The organism is Vibrio mytili, assembly GCF_000830505.1.
Classification (GTDB): domain Bacteria; phylum Pseudomonadota; class Gammaproteobacteria; order Enterobacterales; family Vibrionaceae; genus Vibrio; species Vibrio mytili.
The window spans coordinates 1-1,217 of the sequence record NZ_JXOK01000043.1; the positions used below are offsets into that span (position 1 = coordinate 1).

The following is a 1,217-nucleotide window of genomic DNA, read 5'->3' on the forward strand; positions in this document are numbered from 1 at the left end:
AAGCAGACTTAGCGCTGAGTTTGGCGCTTGTTTCGCTTGCGCCAGGATAGAACTTGACGCTTGCGATAGAATTTGTGACTTGGTCATCGCGGTGGTTTCTTTCGCGAAGTCAGTATCTTTGATACGGCTCTTCGACGCGTTCACGTTTTCGTTGATGTTATCCAAGTTGTTGATGGCATGGTTGAAACGGTTTTGGAACGCACCCAATTCTGCGCGGTGGCTGTCCACATACTTCAATGCTGCATCGATAATCGCGACTGACTCTTGCGCGCCGCCCACGGACGTTACATCAATAGTGTTAACTGTGACTTCTTGTCCGTCACCAAAGCCAAGCTCACCCGCCAAACCACCAGATAGTGATACTTCACCATCAACTTTGTTGTTACCGGCAAAAATTTGCAGTTTGCCATCTTGGTCCACCGACGCTTTCACTAGGTCTGTTTGACCATTGATGTAGGTTGCAAGCTCTTCAATATCATCGCCTTGCTTTGCGTTAATGGTGATCTCTTGCTCTTGGCCAAAGCTGTCTGTCAGGCTGATGTTAAGATCAGAACTGTCTGCAGACACACTCCAGTTTTTGTCTTTCGCGTTTTCAGCTTGGTAGCTGACACCACCCATCATTTTGTTGTCTGAGCGCATGTCTTTTAGCTCAAGCATCACGGCTTCACCGTTGTCTGCGCCGATTTGGAACGACTTAGCACCATGAGTACCGTTTAGCAGTTTGTTACCACCAAAAGACGTGGTTTCTGCGATACGGTTTAACTCATCATTCAATGCCGTCACTTCTTCTTGAATCGCCACACGCTCTGCTTTTGAGTTCGAGCCGTTTGCTGATTGTAGCGATAAATCACGCATGCGTTGCAGAATGTTGGTCGTTTCGTTCATTGCGCCTTCAGCGGTCTGGGCAATGGAGATACCGTCATTCGCATTACGTACCGCGACATCCAAACCACGACTTTGGACATTCAAGCGATTGGAAATTTGCAGACCCGCTGCGTCGTCCTTCGCGCTGTTGATTTTAAAGCCTGAAGATAGACGCTCCATCGACGTTTGTTGAGCGGAGTTTGCGTTGTTTAGGTAACGCTGAGCGGTCATTGCTGATACGTTTGTGTTTACATTCACTGCCATGGTGATTTCTCCAATTGATTTTCCGGTGTAGCGGTTTCCGACGTCTCGGAAAACCAAGTAGTTCTCTCAAAGTTACTTTTATTAACGAC

At 47.6% G+C, this 1,217-nt stretch carries 1 protein-coding gene; it reads right to left on the reverse strand.

The window, feature by feature from the left end:
- On the reverse strand, positions 1 to 1,128 hold a 1,128-nt coding region (locus SU60_RS11925; protein WP_041155697.1), incomplete at its 3' end, for a flagellin.
- Positions 1,129 to 1,217: the final 89 nt, after the last annotated feature.